This window comes from Variovorax sp. GW821-FHT10D07, from assembly GCF_059415325.1.
The window spans coordinates 28,569-46,286 of sequence record NZ_JBWKMZ010000027.1 but is presented as its reverse complement, the minus strand read 5'-3'; the positions used below and the strand labels follow the sequence as shown (position 1 = coordinate 46,286).

At 72.5% G+C, this 17,718-nt stretch carries 15 protein-coding genes; 10 read left to right on the top strand and 5 right to left on the bottom strand.

All coding sequences use genetic code 11. The features are described 5' to 3' along the window. Positions 1-4: 4 nt before the first annotated feature. Positions 5-505 (bottom strand): Lrp/AsnC family transcriptional regulator, encoded by a 501-nt coding sequence (locus tag AC07PU_RS40945; RefSeq protein ID WP_495323515.1) that lies wholly within the window; start codon positions 503-505, stop codon positions 5-7. A gap of 158 nt (positions 506-663) precedes the next feature. Between AC07PU_RS40945 and glmS the strand changes: the two genes are divergently transcribed. The 6 genes from glmS to AC07PU_RS40915 all read left to right on the top strand — a co-directional run bounded on the left by glmS (position 664) and on the right by AC07PU_RS40915 (position 5,666). Beyond that, entirely contained in the window at positions 664-2,547 is a 1,884-nt protein-coding gene (gene glmS, locus AC07PU_RS40940) for a glutamine--fructose-6-phosphate transaminase (isomerizing) (protein WP_093353592.1), read from the top strand. 189 nt (positions 2,548-2,736) lie between these two features. Beyond that, positions 2,737-3,102 carry a hypothetical protein gene (locus AC07PU_RS40935; RefSeq protein ID WP_495323514.1) on the top strand — a complete coding sequence of 122 codons (366 nt, stop codon included), beginning with the start codon at positions 2,737-2,739 and terminating at the stop codon, positions 3,100-3,102. 58 nt (positions 3,103-3,160) lie between these two features. After that, positions 3,161-3,676: a G/U mismatch-specific DNA glycosylase gene (mug, locus tag AC07PU_RS40930; RefSeq protein ID WP_495323513.1), complete on the top strand. Its 516-nt coding sequence runs from the start codon at positions 3,161-3,163 to the stop codon at positions 3,674-3,676. A gap of 34 nt (positions 3,677-3,710) precedes the next feature. Next, positions 3,711-4,304, top strand: coding sequence for a helix-turn-helix domain-containing protein (locus tag AC07PU_RS40925; protein WP_398494670.1), 594 nt, complete (start codon positions 3,711-3,713; stop codon positions 4,302-4,304). Positions 4,305-4,315: 11 nt separating this feature from the next. Beyond that, positions 4,316-4,855 carry a GNAT family N-acetyltransferase gene (locus AC07PU_RS40920; protein WP_495323512.1) on the top strand — a complete coding sequence of 180 codons (540 nt, stop codon included), beginning with the start codon at positions 4,316-4,318 and terminating at the stop codon, positions 4,853-4,855. 25 nt (positions 4,856-4,880) lie between these two features. Further along, a complete protein-coding gene (locus AC07PU_RS40915; RefSeq protein ID WP_495323511.1) occupies positions 4,881-5,666 on the top strand; it encodes a class I SAM-dependent methyltransferase in 786 nt (261 codons plus the stop codon). 5 nt (positions 5,667-5,671) lie between these two features. On the opposite strand, the gene AC07PU_RS40910 is transcribed toward AC07PU_RS40915, so the two are convergent. Then, a complete protein-coding gene (locus AC07PU_RS40910) occupies positions 5,672-6,766 on the bottom strand; it encodes an NADH:flavin oxidoreductase/NADH oxidase (protein ID WP_495323527.1) in 1,095 nt (364 codons plus the stop codon). Positions 6,767-6,795: 29 nt separating this feature from the next. Then, positions 6,796-7,788: a DMT family transporter gene (locus AC07PU_RS40905; protein WP_208507763.1), complete on the bottom strand. Its 993-nt coding sequence runs from the start codon at positions 7,786-7,788 to the stop codon at positions 6,796-6,798. A gap of 137 nt (positions 7,789-7,925) precedes the next feature. On the opposite strand from AC07PU_RS40905, the gene AC07PU_RS40900 reads away from it, so the two are divergent. The 4 genes from AC07PU_RS40900 (at position 7,926) to AC07PU_RS40885 (ending at position 15,915) form a co-directional block, all read left to right on the top strand. Further along, positions 7,926-8,807 carry a LysR family transcriptional regulator gene (locus AC07PU_RS40900; protein WP_208507762.1) on the top strand — a complete coding sequence of 294 codons (882 nt, stop codon included), beginning with the start codon at positions 7,926-7,928 and terminating at the stop codon, positions 8,805-8,807. A gap of 115 nt (positions 8,808-8,922) precedes the next feature. Beyond that, entirely contained in the window at positions 8,923-13,770 is a 4,848-nt protein-coding gene (locus AC07PU_RS40895) for a CapA family protein (RefSeq protein WP_495323510.1), read from the top strand. Continuing rightward, on the top strand, positions 13,767-14,720 hold the full coding sequence (locus AC07PU_RS40890; RefSeq protein WP_495323509.1) for an alpha/beta hydrolase family protein: 954 nt from the start codon (positions 13,767-13,769) through the stop codon (positions 14,718-14,720). Before AC07PU_RS40895 ends, AC07PU_RS40890 begins: the two co-directional genes overlap by 4 nt. Before the next feature lie 124 nt (positions 14,721-14,844). After that, the gene (locus AC07PU_RS40885; RefSeq protein WP_495323508.1) at positions 14,845-15,915 is read left to right on the top strand and encodes an aldose epimerase family protein; all 1,071 of its coding nucleotides are present in this window, start codon (positions 14,845-14,847) and stop codon (positions 15,913-15,915) included. Between the two features lie 15 nt (positions 15,916-15,930). On the opposite strand, the gene AC07PU_RS40880 is transcribed toward AC07PU_RS40885, so the two are convergent. Beyond that, positions 15,931-16,617: a Crp/Fnr family transcriptional regulator gene (locus AC07PU_RS40880; protein WP_495323507.1), complete on the bottom strand. Its 687-nt coding sequence runs from the start codon at positions 16,615-16,617 to the stop codon at positions 15,931-15,933. A 69-nt stretch (positions 16,618-16,686) separates the two neighbouring features. Further along, on the bottom strand, positions 16,687-17,655 hold the full coding sequence (locus AC07PU_RS40875; protein ID WP_495323506.1) for a helix-turn-helix transcriptional regulator: 969 nt from the start codon (positions 17,653-17,655) through the stop codon (positions 16,687-16,689). Between the last annotated feature and the right edge of the window lie 63 nt (positions 17,656-17,718).

The window sequence follows — 17,718 nt, the reverse complement described above, 5'->3', positions numbered from 1 at the left end:
CGCCTCAGCCCGCGGGCGCCAGCGGCGTCAGCGGCACCCGCGGCTCGAACTTCGCGCGCTTGAGGCTGAAGAAGGCCTTGACGTTGCGCACGTTGGCGTCGGCGGTGAACAGCCGCTGCACCAGCGCGCCGTAGCCGGGCATGTCGCGCGCGGCCACCACCAGCACGAAATCCGGCCCCGGCGACACGCGCCAGCACTGCTGCACCGCGTCGTCCGCGATCACGCGCGCCTCGAAGGCCTCGAGCGACCCGGCGTCCTGCCGGTCGAGCGAGATCTCCACCACCGCCTGCAGCCCGTGGCCCAGCACGGCGGCCAGCCGGTCGGGCGACAGCAGCGCCACCTGGCGCTCGATCAATCCCTCCTGCCACAGCCGCTGGACCCGCCGCAGGCAGGTCGGCGGCGAGATGCCCACGGCCGCCGCCAGCTTCTGGTTGGTGGCCGAGGCGTCGCGCTGCAGGGCGTCGAGCAGCTTCAGGTCGATGGCGTCTAATGCAATGGATTCCATGATTCGTGAAATTATGGAATAAAAATTCATCAACCTGAATGTGTGAAAGAAAAGTCCAAATTCATGGAAATTTAGACGGCAAATTTCTTTTCACCCTCCCTACCATTCGCAGCAATTCTTTTCGTTCTCCTTCATTCCTTTCCAAAGGCAAGACAACCATGTGCGGCATCGTCGGCGCGGCTTCCCATCGAAACATCGTCCCGGTCCTGGTCCAGGGCCTGCAGCGGCTCGAGTACCGCGGCTATGACTCCTGCGGCGTGGCCGTGCACGCGGGCGGCCTGACGCGCGCGCGCACCACCTCGCGCGTGGCCGACCTCCAGACCCAGGTCGCCGAGGACAAGCTCGAGGGCCTGACCGGCATCGCCCACACCCGCTGGGCCACGCACGGCGCGCCCGCGGTGCACAACGCCCACCCGCACTTCAGCCACGGCCCGGGCGCCGGCGCGCAGGAAGCGCGGCCCGGCCGCATCGCGCTGGTGCACAACGGCATCATCGAGAACCACGAGGCGCTGCGTGCCAGCCTCGAAGCCAAGGGCTACGTGTTCGAGAGCCAGACCGACACCGAGGTCATCGCCCACCTGGTCGACAGCCTCTACGACGGCGACCTGTTCGAGGCCGTGAAGGGCGCCGTGCGCCAGCTCACGGGCGCCTACGCCATCGCCGTGATCAGCCGCGACGAGCCGCAGCGCGTGGTCGGCGCGCGCGCCGGTTCGCCGCTGATCCTGGGCGCCGGCAAGGACGGTGCCGAGAACTTCCTGGCCAGCGACGCGATGGCGCTGGCCGGCGTCACCGACCAGATCGTGTACCTCGAGGAAGGCGACGTGGTCGACCTGCAGCCCGGCAAGTACTGGATCGTCGACCGCGCCCACAAGCCGGTGCAGCGCCCGGTGCGCACCGTGCAGGCCCACAGCGGCGCGGCCGAGCTCGGCCCCTACCGCCACTACATGCAGAAGGAGATCTTCGAGCAGCCGCGCGCCATCGGCGACACGCTCGAGGGCGTGGAAGGCATCGTGCCCGAGCTGTTCGACGGCATCGGCCAGGACGGCAAGCAGAGCGGCGCCAGCGCGCACCGCGTGTTCAAGGACATCGACCGCATCCTGATCCTGGCCTGCGGCACCAGCTACTACAGCGGCTGCACCGCCAAGTACTGGCTCGAGGGCATCGCCAAGATCTCGACCCAGGTCGAGATCGCGAGCGAGTACCGCTACCGCGACTCGGTGCCCGACCCGCGCACCCTGGTCGTCACCATCAGCCAGTCGGGCGAGACCGCCGACACCCTGGCCGCGCTCAAGCATGCGCGCTCGCTCGGCATGGAGCAGACCCTGACCATCTGCAACGTCGCCACCAGCGCCATGGTGCGCGAGTGCAAGCTGGCCTACATCACGCGCGCCGGCGTCGAGATCGGCGTGGCCTCGACCAAGGCCTTCACCACCCAGCTCGCGGGCCTGTTCCTGCTCACGCTGGCGATCGCGCAGTCGAAGGGCCTGCTGAGCGCCGAGGACGAGGCGCGCTACCTCAAGGAGATGCGCCACCTGCCGGTCGCGCTGCAGTCGGTGCTCGCGCTCGAGCCGCAGATCATCAACTGGGCCGAGGACTTCGCGCGCAAGGACAACGCGCTGTTCCTGGGCCGCGGCCTGCACTACCCGATCGCGCTCGAGGGCGCGCTCAAGCTCAAGGAGATCACCTACATCCACGCCGAGGCCTATGCCGCCGGCGAGCTCAAGCACGGCCCGCTCGCGCTGGTGACCAGCGAGATGCCGGTGGTCGCCGTGGCGCCCAACGACGCCCTGCTCGAGAAGCTCAAGAGCAACCTGCAGGAAGTGCGCGCGCGCGGCGGCGTGCTCTACGTGCTGGCCGACGGCGACTCGAAGATCAAGAGCAGCGAAGGCTTGCACGTGATCCACATGCCCGAGCACTACGGCGCGCTGTCGCCGCTGCTGCACGTGGTGCCGCTGCAGCTGCTGGCCTATCACACGGCCTGCGCGCGCGGCACGGACGTGGACAAGCCGCGCAACCTGGCGAAGAGCGTGACGGTGGAGTGATGAGGGGGAGGGCGAGCCTCGGCTCGCCTGGCATGAGCGGTCGATGGGCGGGCGACAACGCAAGGAGGCGCCATCGCCAGGCTGAATCCGAAGCCGTTTCCTCTGCGTAGATGGCGTTGGTCGAAGACCAACTCCTGCGGTGCGGGCTGCCTGGCCGTGGGGCAGGTTCAACCCCCACCAGAGAGCGCCATGGCTTTGAGCACCCCCAAGGATCTTCCGGCAAGTCGCCGATCGAAGGGCTTCACGCAGAGGGATCACCGCCGGCTCGTCGAGGCGGGAGCGAAACCGGGTCAGGTCGTTCCTGTCGGGCTCTGGCACAGGGACGGGCATTTCGGCAGCGAGGCCGAGGCGCAGGGTGCCTTCAAGCTCGCGTACCAGCAGGCGGTCGACGGCCTGGGTGCATCGACGGCCGGCTGGATGGGCATCTCGCAGGGTGAGCTCGATGCATGGCTGCGGCATGGCACCCTGCCTGCCGTTCGCGGGCAACCATCCGAAGACCCTGCCCATGCCGATCAGGCCGGGCCCGGCGCGCAGGCGGGGGCGTCGAAAGCCTAGAAGAAGGCCGCGCAGGCACGCGGGCGCCTCTCGTCGCGAGACGACACAATCGACCCGCATGGCTTCCCAAGCTCTGCCCGACCTCCTCGCCCCCGGCCTCGCCATCGTCTTCTGCGGCATCAACCCGGGCCAGCGCGCGGCCGCCTCGGGCCTGCACTTCGAAGGCCGGGGCAACCGCTTCTGGCGCGTGCTGCACCTGGCGGGCTTCACGCCGACGCTGATGCAACCCGCCCAGGCGCCGCAGCTGCTGCAACGCGGCTACGGCCTGACCACGGCCGTCGACCGGCCGACGGCGCGCGCGAGCCAATTGGCCGCGCATGAATTCGCGGCCGCCACCGAGGCCTTCACCCGCAAGATCGCCGCCTGTGGCCCGCGCCGCCTCGCGTTCCTCGGCAAGGCCGCCTATGCGGGCATGACGGGGCGCCCGCAGATCGAATGGGGCCGCCAGCCCGAACCCTTCGCCGGCATCGAGACCTGGATCCTGCCCAATCCCAGCGGACTCAATCGCGCGTTCTCGCTCGATGACCTGGTGGCCGCCTACAAGGCACTGCGCGAGGCGGCATCGCCGGCTTGACCACAATTCCATCATGTTGGAGAATAAATCCAACATGAAAGAAGAAGCTCCCGCCCCTCTCAACGACCGCATCGCCCGGCGCGTGCGCGAACTGCGCGCCGCGCGTGGCCTCTCGCTCGAGGCGCTGGCCGCGCAGAGCGGGGTCAGCCGCTCGATGATCTCGCTGATCGAGCGCGGCGAGAGCAGCCCCACGGCGGTGGTGCTCGAGAAGCTCGCGACCGGCCTCGGCACCATGCTGGCCGCGCTGTTCGACGAGCCGCGCCCGCGCGCCGATCCGGTGGCGCGCCGCGCCGACCAGCCGCAATGGCGCGATCCCTCGTCGGGCTACCTGCGGCGCAACGTGTCGCCCGGCGGCATCGCCTCGCCACTGCAGATCGTCGAGGTGCTGTTCCCGCCCAAGGCGCGCGTGGCCTACGAATCGGGCGCGCGCGAGTCGCAGGTGCACCAGCAGGTCTGGATGCTCGAGGGAACGATCGAGATCACGGTGGGCGAGGAGCGCCACCGGCTCGACGCCGGCGACTGCCTCGCGATGGTGCTCGACCGGCCCGTCGCCTACTTCAATCCCACGCGCGAGACCGCCCGCTATGCGGTCGCGATCGTGAGCCCCCATCCCGATGTCTGGAAGTGAGAACGAACGCCATGAACCCCACCAGCCCCACCAGCCTCCACCCGGTGCGCCGCCTGCGGGCGGTGGACGCGGCGCAACTGCAATCGCTGGCCGAGCTGCTGATCGACTGCGTCGACGGCGATGCCTCGGTGAGCTTCATGCATCCGCTGTCGCTCGAGCAGGCGCTGGCCTTCTGGCGCAAGGTGGCCGACGGCGTGGCGCGCGGGGAGCGCGCGCTGATGGTGGTGGAGGATGCGCAGGGCATCGTCGGCACGGTGCAGCTCGTGCTCGACCAGCCCGACAACCAGCCGCACCGCGCCGACCTCGCGAAGATGCTGGTGCACCGGCGCGGGCGGCGCCAGGGGCTCGGCGCGCTGCTGATGCAGGCGGCCGAGCAGGCCGCGCGCGACAGCGGCAAGACGCTGCTGGTGCTCGACACCTCGAGCCCCGAGGCCGAGCGGCTCTACGAACGCTCGGGCTGGCAGCGCAGCGGCACCATCCCCGGCTATGCGCTGCTGCCGCGCGGCGGCTTCTGCGACACCACCTACTTCTATCGCACGCTCGCGCCCTGAGGCCGTCGTGCGGCAGACTGGCGCGATGACCGAATTCGATCGACTGCTGGCCGAGGCCGCGCGCAAGCCGCTGGTCGGCTGGGACCTGTCCTGCGATGGCCGCATCGCAACCACCGCCGTGCCCTGGGATTTCGAACGGGCGGTGGTCCACCGCGCGCGCCAGTCGCCCGACCTGCTCGACATGGGCACGGGTGGCGGCGAGTGGCTCGGCCGGCTGCCGCTGCGGCCCGCGCGCACCGTCGCCACCGAGGGCTGGGCGCCCAACGTCGCGGTGGCGCGCGAGCGGCTCGCGCCGCTGGGCATCGAGGTGGTGGCGGTGGAGGGCGCGCTCGACAACGGCGCGCAGCACGATGGCGACGCGCAGGACGACGCGCCGCTGCCCTTCGCCGACGGCGAGTTCCACCTGGTGGTCAACCGCCACGAGTCCTTCGTGCCGGCCGAGGTGGCGCGCGTGCTCGCGCGCGGCGGCCACTTCCTCACGCAGCAGGTGGCCTCGGACTTCAATGCCGACCACTACCGGCTCGCGGGCCTGGCACCGGCCGAGTCGCCGCTCGAGTGGCGGCTCGACATCGCGCGGCGCCAGCTCGAGCGCGCGGGCTTCGAGATCCTGCGCGCCGAGGCGGGCGCCGAGTTGCTGCGCTTCGCCGACGTGGGCGCCTTCGCCTGGTACCTGAAGAACGTGCCCTATGTCTGCCCCGACTTCACGATCGAAGGCACGCGCGATGCGCTCGCGCAATTGCATCGTCGGCAGCAGGCGGGCGAGGCGATCGAGGTGCGGCAGACCTTGTTCTGGCTCGAGGCGCTGCGCTGAGGCGTTCAGCGCGCCCCGAACTTCGCGTTCTCGAACAGGTCCTTGAACTCGCGTGGCTGCGAGCGCCAGTACTGAACGGGCGCCTTCACCTGTGCGCCGAGTTCGGCGGCCGCGTGCCAGGGCCAGCGCGGGTCGTAGAGGATCGCGCGTGCCAGCGAGATGGCATCGGCCTTGCCCTCGGCGAGGATGGCCTCGGCCTGCCGCGCCTCGGTGATCAGGCCGACCGCGATCACCGGGATGCCGACCTCGGCCTTCACGCGTTCGGCGAACGGCACCTGGTAGCCCGCGCCCAGCGCGATCGCCTGCTTCGGCGACACGCCGCCGCTCGAGACATGGATGGCCGCGCAGCCGCGCGCCTCGAGTGCCTTGGCGAAGGCCACGGTGCCCTCGAGGTCCCAGCCGCCTTCCACCCAGTCGACCGCCGACACGCGCACCCACACGGGCCGCTCGGCCGGGAAGACGGCGCGCACCGCGTCGAACACCTCGAGCGGAAAGCGCAGCCGGTTCTCGAGGCTGCCGCCGTAGGCGTCGTCGCGGTGGTTGGCCAGCGGCGACAGGAACTGATGCAGCAGGTAGCCATGCGCGGCATGGATCTCGATGCCCTCGATGCCGAGCCGCGCGGCGCGGCGGGCGGCGGCCACGAAGGCCCCGCGCACGCGCGCCAGGCCCTCGGCGTCGAGCGCGAGCGGCGTGTCCTCCCCGGGCGCATGCGGCACGGCCGAGGGCGCGAAGGCCTTCCAGCCGCCGGGCTCGCCGGGGCGGATCTGCGCGCCGCCTTCCCAGGGCGCGCGGCTCGAGGCCTTGCGCCCGGCGTGGCCGAGCTGCATTGCCACGGGCATCGACGAATGGGCGCGCACGGCGGCGAGCACGCGCGCCAGGCCCGCCTCGTTGGCGTCCGAATAGAGTCCGAGGTCGCCCGGCGTGATGCGGCCCTCGGCCTCGACCGCGGTGGCCTCGAGGATCAGCAGCCCCGCGCCCGACAGCGCCAGATGGCCGAGATGGATCAGGTGCCAGTCGCCCGGCGTGCCCTCGCTCGCCGAGTACTGGCACATCGGCGCGATCAGGATGCGGTTGTCGAGCGAAAGCGGGCCGAGCCGCATCGGCTCGAAGAGGCGGGGGGTGTCGCTGCTCACGGTGTCGTGGCTCCAGGGGTGCGGTAGGTGCAGGGATTCTGCGGGGGCGGCGCGATCCTTGCCGCGGGCAGGGCGTTGGCCTTGCGGTTCAGGGCGGTATGGATCAGGAGCGCCGCCACCACCATCGCCATGCCCAGCAGCTCGTTCGCCGTGGGCAGGGTGCCGAGCGCCGCGCTCATCAGCAGCGCCGACACCGGCACGAAGTTGAGGAAGGCCGTGCCGGTGACGGCGCCGAGCGTGCGCACGCCATGGTTGAAGGCCAGCACCGAGGCGGCCGAGGGCACCACGCCGACGAACAGCAGCGCCTGCCACGACAGCCGCAGCCCTTCCAGGCTGGGCGCCGCCGACCAGCCGAGCAGCGCGGCACCGACCGCGGCGGCCAGCAGCACCGGCCACGCGGCCAGCACCGTGAGCGCGCTGTACTCGACCGCGTCGAGTTCGGGAAAGCGCGCCGCGCCGCGCGTGTACCAGACCCAGCCCAAGGTGCCGACGAAGGCGATGGCATCGCCGAACAGCGTGGCGTTGCCCGCGCCGCCGTGGCCGCCCTGACCGCCGATGAGACCCGAGACGATCGCCACGCCCGCGAGCGCCAGCGCGGTGGCGAGCAGCGCGGCGCGCGTGGGGCGCACGCCGTCGAGCAGCCAGCGCACGAGCTGCGTGGTCATCGGCGTGGTGGCGATGATCACCGCGCCGTGCGAGGGCACCGAGTGCGCGAGGCCGATCAGCAGCAGCACGCTGAACACCCCGAAGCCGGCCGCGCCGCGCAGCGCCAGCGCGCCCGCATGGCGGCGCAGCCTGCGCCAGGGCGCGGCGCCGCGCGGCAGCACCAGCAGCGCGAACAGCAGCGCCGACAGGCTGTAGCGGATCAGCGTGAACCACACGGGTTCGACGTGGTGGAGCACGCCCTTGCTGACGAGGAACAGGGAGCCCCAGCCGGAGGTGGCGAAGAGCAAGGCGGCGATGCCGTACAGGCGTTGGGATCGGGACATGGAGGGCTTTCGGACGATGAAGGAGTCGATGTCCGAGGATCGGGGCGGGGCTGCGCGAATGCCATTCGCTTCTTTGGAGCGGGCCCTCCGAAAAAACGAAGGGACCGCGCGCCGCCGCGCGCTCACAATCGGCCGCCATGGAGCTCTACCAGCTGAAGACCTTCGTCGCCATCGCCCGCGAGGGCAGCCTCACGCGCGCCGCCGAGCGCGTGTTCACCAGCGCGCCCGCCGTGAGCGCGCAGCTCAAGGCGCTCGAGGACGAGCTCGGCGTGCGCCTGTTCGAGCGCACGCCGCGCGGCATGACGCCCACGCCCGCGGGCCAGAGCCTGCTCGAGGAGGCCGAGCGCACGCTGGCCTCGGCACTGCGCATGCGCTCGGCCGCCGAGCAGCTGCGCGGCGCCGCGCAGGGCGTGGTGCGCTTCGGCACCGTGGTCGACCCGGTCTCGCTGCGGCTCGGCGACGTGCTCGTGAAGCTGGCCGAGCGCCATCCGCAGGTCACGCTGCAACTGCGCCAGGGGCTGTCGTACGAGACCGCCTCGGCGGTCGAGCGCGGCGAGCTCGACTGTGCCTACACGCTGAGCGACGTGGCTTCGCGCGAAGGCCTGGCGCTGCACCGGCTGGCGCCGGTCGACCTGGTGGTCGTGCTGCCGCTGCCGATGGCCGACGCCCATCCGGGCCTGTCGCTCGAGGCGCTCACCGAGCAGCCCTGGGTCGGCACGCCGCCCACCTGCGTGCTGCGCGCGCACCTCGACCGCCTGTTCGCCGGTGCCGGCCGCGAGTATCGCCAGGGCCGCACCGCCGACAGCGAGAGCGCGGTGCGCAGCATGGTCGCGAGCGGCATGGGCGCGGGGCTGATGCGGCTCGACCAGGCCGAGCAGGGCGAGCGCCACGGCGAGCTCGCGATCTGGCCCGGCTGGCGCGCCCACACCTGGCTGTGCTGGATCGAACCGGCCGCGGGTGCGCGGGCGCCGGCGGTCGAGGTGGTGCGGCAGGCGGTGTTCGAGGCCTGGGGCGTCTGAGGCGTTTCGCCCCTGCGGCAAGGCGGCCCCTGTCAGCCTCCGGTCAGCGCGAAACGCCGGCACGCGGGTACGATGCGCGCGGCCTGCCGCTGGCGGGGTCTTCCTCCTTTCTCGCATGCCCGAATCGACCCTTTCTCTCGCCGAACTCCTGAACCGCGCCAGGCAGGCACTGGCGGGTCCCGAGGGCGTGCTGCCCGCGCTGCCGCCGGCCACGCCGGTCACCGGCAGCGTGGTCTTCCTCGCGATCGGCGAGGGCGGCAGCCGCGCGCGCGTGGTCTCGGGCCGCGGCGCCGATGCCGCGCAGGCCTGGGAGGAAGCGGCCGAGGCGCTGGCCGATGCCGCGCAGCGCGGCGAGCGCCCGCCGCAGCGGCTGCGCGCGGAACTGGTCGAGCACGTGCTGCCGATGAACTGGGGCGAGTTCAAGGAACTGCTCGCGAAGACGCGGCGCAATTACTTCCAGCAGGGCGTGTCCTTCGACAGCCGCTTCGAGTTCGCGCTGCTCGCGCCCGAGGCCAACGGCAGCGCGGTCTTCTACGACGGCAGCGTGGACCACTGCCAGCCCAACCCCGGCAACCTGCGGCTGCACACCCGGCGGCGCTTCGGCAAGGAGCTCGACTTTCCCGACGACGACGCCGTGCCCGTGTGGTGCTTCACCACGCGCGCCGTCTACGTCGACGCCGAGGGCGCCTGGCCGATCGTCCCCGAGGGACAGGAGGCCCACCTGCGCCGCCTCGACGACTGGAGCGCCGCGCCGGTGCGCCGCATGGTCGAGGACGCGAGCCGCTACCTGGCCGCGCAGGTCAAGCCCACGGGCGAGTTCCACTACGGCTGGTTCCCCTGCTTCGACCGCGCCATCCCGACCTACAACACGCTGCGCCATGCGAGCTCGACCTATGCGCTGCTCGAGGCCTGGGAGCTCACGCGCGACGCGGCGCAGAAGGAGGCCATCGACCGCTCGCTGGCCTTTCTCGCGGGCTCGCTGATCCGGCCCGCGGTGCTGCCCGACGGCAGCCGCGCGGCCTTCCTGGTCGACGTGGCGCACGAGGTCAAGCTCGGCGGCAACGCGGTCTGCCTGCTGGCCTTCGTCAAGTACACCGAACTGACCGGCGACCGCCGCTTCCTGCCGCTGCTCGAGCTGCTCGCGCTCGGCATCCGCCACATGCAGGACCCCGAGACCGGCCGCTTCGTGCACGTGCTGCACCGGCCCAGCCTCGCGGTGAAGGAGGCCTTCCGCGTCATCTACTACGACGGCGAGGCCGCGTTCGGCCTGATGCGGCTGTACGGCCTCACGCGCGATCCGCGCTGGCTCGCGATGGTCGAGAAGGCCTTCGACCACTTCATCGCCGCCGAGCACTGGCGCGCGCACGACCACTGGCTCGGCTACTGCGTCAACGAGCTCACGCGCCACCGGCCCGCGCTGCGCTACTACCAGTTCGGGCTGCGCAACGTGGCCGACTACCTCGACTTCGTGCGCGAGCGCATCACCACCTTCCCGACCCTGCTCGAGCTGATGATGGCCGCGCGCGAGATGGTGCTGCGCATCGAGGCCGATCCCGAGCTGCGCCACCTGCTCGAGGGCCTGGACCGCGACAAGTTCGAGGGCGCGCTCGAGCACCGCGCGCGCTACCTCGCGAACGGCCACTTCTGGCCCGAGCTCGCGATGTTCTTCCGCCATCCCGACCGCATCGCGGGCTCGTTCTTCATCAAGCACCACAGCTTCCGCGTGCGCATCGACGACGTGGAGCACTACCTGTCGGGCTATGTCGCCTACCACCGCCTGCTGAAGGCGCGCGAGGGCGGCGAGACCGCCGCGCCGTCCGCGCCGCAGGCCGAGGCGCAGGCGCCGGCCGACACGCCCGCGGCGCGCACCGGCACCGTCGCCTTCGGCGGCGACGTGAACCTCGGCCGCCGCCTGCACTACCGGCGCCTCGAGCTCGGCGGCGCGCGCCGCATGCTCAGCGGCATCCCCGCGCTGCGCGAGGCCGACCTGCGCATCGTCAACCTCGAATGCGTGGTCGCCACCACCGGCGAGCAGGGCGTGGAGAAGGGCGAGGCCGGTTCCTACTACTTCCGCGCACGGCCCGAGATGCTGGACGTGCTGACCACCGCGCGCATCGGCATCGTCGCCACCGCCAACAACCACAGCGGCGACTACGGCCCGGGCGCGCTGATGGAGCAGCAGTGGCACCTGCAGGCCGCGGGCATCGCCTGGGCCGGCACCGGCCGCGACCTCGAGGCCGCGCTGCGCCCGGCCTTCGCGATGGCCGGCGGCGTGCGCGTCGCGCTGTTCTCGCTCGACGCCACCCAGCCCCAGTTCGCGGCCGGCACCGACAAGCCCGGCGCCGCCTACCTGCCGCTCGACGAGCCCGCGGCCTGGACCACGCTGCTCGCGCCGCGCATCGAGAAGGCGCGCGAGTCGGCCGACGTGGTGCTGGTGACGGTGCACTGGGGCGACAACCTCGAGACCGAACCCTCCGAGGCCGAGGTCGCGGTCGGCCATGCGATCGTCGATGCCGGCGCCGATGCGGTGCTCGGCACCTCGGCGCACGTGCTGCAGGGCGTCGAGGTCTACCGCGGCCGGCCGATCGTGCACGACGCGGGCGACCTGCTGTTCGAGGCGGTGCGCAGCGACTTCGTCGACGCGGGCGTGTTCACGCTCGCGCTGAGCCCGCGCGGCGTGGAGCAGCTGAGCTTCACGCCGATCGGCGTGGGCTTCGGCCGCTCGCGCCAGTACGCGAACGAGCGCGCGCGCGGCGCGGCCGCGCGCTTCGCGCGCCAGTGCGAGGCGCTGGGCACCCGCATGGCGGTGCTGCCCGAGGGCCGCTGCACGCTGGCGCTGGCGCCACCCGAGCGCGCCTCGCGCCTGGCCGCCGACGCACCGGCGCTGCCCGAGCCGGCATTCGCGCGCGTCGCGCCGCTGCTCGCGCCGCGGCCCGAATGGCTGGTCGACGTGCTGCCGCCCGATTCTCGCCACTTCGCACCCGTGCGCTTCGGCCCGCTCGAGCTGCTGGGCATCCGCTGCGCGCCGACGCAGATCTCGGGCCGCCGCATGCTGTGGATCGAGTCGTTCTGGCGCGCGGTCGAACCGGTGACCGACGATCTGCGCGTGCAGTTCCGCGCCATGCCGATGCGCAGCACGCAGATGCCGCCCTGGGGCGAGAGCATGGACCACGATCCCTGCGACTGGATGTGGCCCACCAGCCGCTGGCAGCCGGGGCGCATCCACCGCGACCGCTACGGACTGCGGCCGCCCGCGAGCAGCCTGCTGCGCAGCGACGTGCTGCAGATCGAGGTGCGGGTGGTCGGCAGCGCCCGGCCCGCGCGCCTGGGCGAGGAGACCGAGGAGACCGTGCCCGCGCCCGAATGGCCGGCGCAGCGCCTGCCCGTGTGGTGCGGGCTGCGCGCTTCGCAGGTGGCGCTGCCGCTGCCCGAGCGGCCCGCGCCCGTGCTGTTCGCGCTGCGCCCCGGCGCCTCGGCCACGCCCGAGCCGGTGTGGACCGCCGAGGCGCTGCAGCGCATCACGCGCGGCCAGTGGCTGGTCGAGCCGCCGCCCGATTGGCTCGCGCGCTCGGTGGTGCGCGGCCCGAAGCACATGGAGCTGCTGCCGGCGCCCGCGCTGTTCGTCGCCTCCGACTACCAGACCCTGGCCGCGCACGAGCGCTACAGCCGGCCGCGCAGCACGGTCAACTGGGACCGCCACCTGCTGCTGCCCGGCCTGCAGGACCAGCTCGCGGGCGCGATCGTGCAGCACCCGGTCGAGGGCCTGGCTCCGGACTTCCCGCTGCTGCAGGTCGAGGACCCGATCCGCGCCATGCTGCGGCTGGGCGCCGCCGCGCGCGAGCGCTACCGCGGCCTGCTGGTCGGCGTGACCGGCACCGTGGGCAAGTCCTCCACCATCGCGATCCTGCGCGACCTGCTGCCCGCGCAGGCGCGCGTGCACACCACCATCGACAACTACAACTCGCGCGTCGGCGTGCCGGCGATGCTGGCCAGCCTCGGGCCCGACGTCGACGTCTGCATCCTCGAGATGGCGCAGAGCTCGCTGTGGATGGACCGCGGCCCGATCTCGCTGATGGCGCGCCCGCACGTGGCGATCGTCACCGAGATCGGCCTGTCGCAGACCCGGCAGGCCGTGAGCGTGGAGCAGACGGCCGAGTACAAGTCGCGCATCTTCCTCGGCCTGGAGCCCGGCGGCGTGGCGATCGTGCCCGACCACATCCCCTGCCTGCTGCAGATGGTGCAGGCCGCCGCGCGCACCGCGGGCGCGGTCTGGGTGGTGGGCCGCGGGCCGCAGGCCGACGTGCGCGTGCTCGGCACCGAGCCCGAGGGCCACGGCTGCCGCGTGCACATCGCGCTGCGCGGGCGCACCCATTCCTACCTGTTCCCGGTCGCGAGCGAGGGGCTGGTGCGCAACTCCACGCTCTCGTTCGCGGCGCTGGTCGCGATGGGCTTCGACCCCGAGGCCGCCTGCGCGCGCATGCCCGGCGTGCGGCTGCCGGCCTCGGTGATGCACGTGCAGGCGCTGCGCACCGAAAGCGGCGTGCAGGCCACGCTGATCGACGACAGCTGGAACGCCGAGGTGATGTCGATGCGCAATGCGATGGCCTTCGTGCGCGACTACGGCCGCGCGGGCGGTGGCGGCAATGGCGCCGCGCCGGTCGCGCGCCGCATCGCGATGCTGGGCCGCATCGTCAACCTCGACCATGCGGCCGAGGCCATGCACCGCAGCCTCGCGGCGCCGCTGCTGGACTCGGGCATCGAGCACGTGGTGACGCACGGCCAGGAGATGCGCTGGCTGCGCGAGGAGATGCCGGCCTCGATGCTGGGCCCGCACTTCGAGAGCGCGGCCGAGGCCGCCGGCTACCTCGGCGCCTTCCTGCGCGACGGCGACCTGCTGCTGGTGAAGGGCGACCGCGACCGCTCCGACTTCGGCGACATCCCCGAGCTGCTGCAGAAGCTATGAACCTGCGCTCGACCTCCGTGCTGCTGTGCGCGCTCGCCGTGGCGCTGGTGCAGGCGGCCTGCGCGCAGCGCGCCGAGATCCGACCGCCCGCGATCCGTGCCATCGGCGACGAGGTGCTGCACTGGAACCAGCCCGCGGTGCGCGAGAACTGCCCCGAGGGCCGCTTCGGCTTCCTCTGGGTGCAGCCGCTCGAGGGGCCGGCCTGCATCCGCTATTTCGCGAGCAGCGACATCGAGGGCGCGCGCGTCGCCATCGTGCAGTTCTCGGGCGACCGCGACGCCGTGATGGACCAGCCGCCCACGCGCATCTCGGGCAACACCGAGGCGCTGCGCACCGCCGACGCGCAGCGCAACCGCGACCGCGCCGGCGTGCCCTGGATCTTCGTCGCGCGGCCCGGCACCTACGGTTCCTCGGGCAACCACCGCCAGCGGCGCCAGCCGGTGGAGTTCCATGCGCTCGATGCCGCGCTCGACGCGCTGATGCAGCGCCACCGGATCCAGCGCCTGGTCATCCTGGGCCACAGCGGCGGCGCCACCGCGGGTGCCGCGCTGCTCACGCTGGGCCGCACGCGCGTGGCCTGCGCGGTGCTGACCTCGGGCGCCTACGGCCTGCTCGAGCGCGCGCGCCTGCTCGGGCGTTCGCGCGATGGCCGCACTGACACCACCGGCAGCACGCGCTTCTACGACCCGCTCGACCATGTCGACGGCGTGGTGCCCGATCCCGCGCGCCGCATCGTGCTGATCGGCAACCGCGAGGACGAGAACACGCCCTTCGCGCTGCAGGAGCGCTTCGCCGAGGCGCTGCAGCGCGCCGGCCATCGCGTGGAGATCCGCACCGCGGCCGCGGAGCCGCCCGACTTCCACGACCTCAAGGACCGCGCGGGGCCGAACGCCGCCGCGGCCTGCGCGCGCGAAGCCATGTACCCGGAGCCGCGCGGCACCGAGCGCTGAAGGGCGGCCGGCCCGCGTACATTCACGCCCATCGAACGCAAGGCGAAGGCACGATGTCCATGAGCGCCGCGCCGGGCCGCCCCAAGCAAGCTCGCACCGCAGTGCGAAGCACGAAGGTACTTTAATGAGCGAACCGAGGATCTCCCAGCGCAGCTACGGCCGCATGCCCGACGGCCGGCCCGTCATCGAGTACACGCTCGACAACGGCCTCGGCCTGCGGCTGCAGGCGATCAACCTCGGCGGCATCGTCACCGCGCTGCTGGTGCCCGACCGCCAGGGCCGCGCCGCCAACGTGGTGCTGGGCCTGCCCGACCTCGCGGCCTACCTCGGGCCGCATCCGCACTTCGGCACCATCGTCGGGCGCTTCGCCAACCGCATCGCCGCCGGGCGCTTCGAGCTCGACGGCCAGGCGCACCAGCTCGCGCTCAACGACGGGCCGAACTCGCTGCACGGCGGAACGCAGGGCTTCGGGAAGCGCTTCTGGAGCATCTACGCGCTGCCGGGCGAGCCGGGCCGCATCGGCATCGAGCTGCGCCATGTCAGCGCGCATGGCGACGAGGGCTATCCGGGCGAGTTGCGGCTCGCGGTGCGTTACGAGCTGAGCACCACGGCCAACACCTGGCGCATCGGCTACCGCGCCGAGACCGACCGCCCGACCGTGCTGAACCTGAGCCACCACGACTACTTCAACCTCGCGGGCCAGGGCAGCGTGATGGCGCACCGGCTCACGCTGCCGGCCAGCCGCTACTGCCCGGTCGATGCCACGCTGATCCCCACCGGGCTGGCCGAGGTGGAGGGCACGCCCTTCGATTTCCGGCAGCCGCTGGCCATCGGCGATCGCATCCGCGACGGCCATGCGCAGATGCTGATCGCGCGCGGCTACGACCACAACTGGGTGCTCGACCGCGCGCAGGAACGCGACGGCCTCGCGCTGGCCGCGCGGCTGGCGCACGAGCCCTCGGGCCGCACGATGGAGGTGCACACCACCGAGCCCGGCGTGCAGTTCTATTCGGGCAACTTCCTCGACGGCAGCCTGCTGGGCAGCGGCGGCGCGGCGATCCGCCAGGGCGACGGCCTGTGCCTGGAGACGCAGCACTTCCCCGATTCGCCGAACCGGCCGGAATTTCCCTCCACGGTGCTGCGGCCCGGCGAGGTGTTCCGCAGCGTCACCGAGCACCGCTTCGGCATCGCCTGAAGCCCGGCGCCGGGCTCAGGCCGCCGACAGCCGGTCGTCGGGCACCGTGCCGAAATCCGTCAGCGCGAAATCCTCGGGCACGTGCACGGCCTGCGCATCGCGCCGCAGCAGGCCGCGCTGCTCCATGGCGCGCATGGTCTTGTTGACCACCTCGCGCGACAGCCCCGAGTACGAGGCGATCATCGACTGCGAGATGCGCTTGTCGAAGCCGCCCGCGTGCACCGGCGCCAGCTGCGTGAGCTGGTGCAGCACGTGGCCCACCAGCGCGCCCGAGGACAGCGTGGAGACGCGCCGCAGCCGTCCGCGCAGCAGGGCCAGCCGCTTCGCCACCAGGCCCAGCAGGCGCAGCGCGATCTCGGGCCGGCGCGCGCACAGCTCGCGCAGCGCGGCCACCGACACCAGGTGCACCGACGAGGGCAGCGCCGCGACCAGCGCCTGCGTCGAGCGGTAGCGGTCCTCCGGCAGCCCGAGGTCGAGGAAGAAGTCGTCGGCGCGGATGAACTCGCTCGTGAAGTCGGCGCCCGGCGTGCGGCTGCGCGCCACCACGCGCAGCAGCCCGCTCGCCACGCAGTAGACGCGGTCGGTGTCTTCGCCGGCCTCGAGCACGGTCTCGTTGCGCCGGAAGTAGCGCAGCTCGCTGTGGCGGGTCAGCCATTCCCGTTCCGCCATCGGAAGGCCGGCCGTGAGGGGATGCAGGTACATGGCCGCGATGATTGGCGCGCGCGGCCGCCGCGTCTTCTCATTGCGCGCAGGCGCCCCGCGGCGAAACGATCAGGGGCCGTCGGCCAGCGCCCGCGCGTCGCGCGGCGTCATGGCATAGGCGGCGCGGAAGGCGCGGTAGAAGGTCGCGAGGCTGTCGAAGCCGCAGAGGTAGGCGATGTCGGTGATCGAGCGGCCCGGCGCCGCGCCCAGCAGCCGCAAGGCATCGGCGAGCCGCAGCGCCGTGAGCGTGCGCGCGAACGAACGGCCGGTGGGCTCGAACAGCACGTGCACCTGGCGCAGCGAGATGCCCAGCTCGCGCGCGACGCTCGAGGGCGAGAGCTCGGGCAGCCGCAGGTCGCGCTGCAGGATCTCGCGCGCCGCGTGCAGCAGGCCCGAGCGCAGCGCGGCGCGGCTCTCGGGCAGGCCCGGCGCGAGGCGGCCGCGCGCCAGCAGCGTCAGCCGCACGGCATGCACCACCTCGGCCCCGGCGTTCGCGAGTTCTCCCGGCCGCGTCGTCAGCGCGCGGAACAGCGCCATCAGCGGCCGCGCGAAGGCGGCCGTGCGCGTGAGCGGCGCCGCGAACAGGTCGTCGGCGCGCGCGCCCAGCAGCATGCCGGGCGCGAGCGGTATGCGCAGCGAGCGGAAATCGAAGCCGTCGCCGCGCATCGGCGTGGCCTCGAACGGCAGGTCGGCATGGTGGACCACGAGGTCGCCCTCGCGCACCAGCCGGCCTTCGTCGCGGCCGCTGCTGACCCAGCCCGGGCCGCGCACCTGCAGGCCGATGCACAGGCTCTGGCCCGCGACGCGCGCGATGTCGGCGCGCGTGCGGCTCACGCGGTAGGAGGAGGCGCGCAGCTCGGAGACGCTGGCGCAGGCGTTCGCGTCGCCGACCGGCGTGGAGAGGAAGTGCCCTTCGAAGGCCGTGCGCCGCTCGCGCGGCAGCTCGATCGTGACGCCGAACAGGTGCCGGCCGCGCACCTCGCACCAGTGGTCGAAGCGGTCCTGCGGGCGGAGGTCGTCGGTCGTGAAGTGCAGCATGGCCGTCGGAGCGAAGCGGGGGATTGTCCGGCGACTCGGCGGCGCCGGCATCGCAATCCCCCG